This is a genomic window from Pseudomonas brassicacearum (assembly GCF_003732265.1).
Taxonomy (GTDB): Bacteria; Pseudomonadota; Gammaproteobacteria; order Pseudomonadales; family Pseudomonadaceae; genus Aquipseudomonas; species Aquipseudomonas brassicacearum_D.
Map to the genome: position 1 here is coordinate 1 of NZ_MOBK01000086.1, position 491 is coordinate 491.

Consider the following 491-nt stretch of genomic DNA (forward strand, 5'->3'; position numbering starts at 1 on the left):
CGCAAGGCGTCTACTCGATCATCGAAGATGCGGCCATCGTGACGTCCGGTGCGCACATCGAGTGGATCGGCCCGCGCAATCAATTACCGTCCGGCGAATACCCGGCGGTCAACGACCTGCAAGGTGCATGGGTCACGCCCGGCCTGATCGATTGCCACACCCACACGGTGTTCGGCGGTAACCGCAGCGGCGAATTCGAAAAACGTCTGCAAGGCGTTAGCTATGCGGAAATCGCAGCGTCCGGTGGCGGCATCGCCAGCACCGTGCGCGCGACTCGCGAAGCCACTGAAGGCGAGCTGTTCGCCAGCGCCGCGAAACGCCTGAAAAGCCTGATGCGCGACGGCGTGACCACGGTCGAAATGAAATCCGGCTACGGCCTCGATCTGGCCAATGAACGCAAGATCCTCCGGGTCATCCGGCGCTTGGCCAAAGAGCTGCCGATCAGCGTGCGCAGCACCTGCCTGGCGGCCCACGCGTTGCCGCCCGAATAC

The 491-nt window shown here is 63.7% G+C and carries 1 protein-coding gene; it reads left to right on the forward strand.

The features are described from left to right. Positions 1-491: amidohydrolase family protein (locus BK660_RS30160; RefSeq protein WP_473087019.1), on the forward strand; the 491-nt coding region annotated here is incomplete at both ends.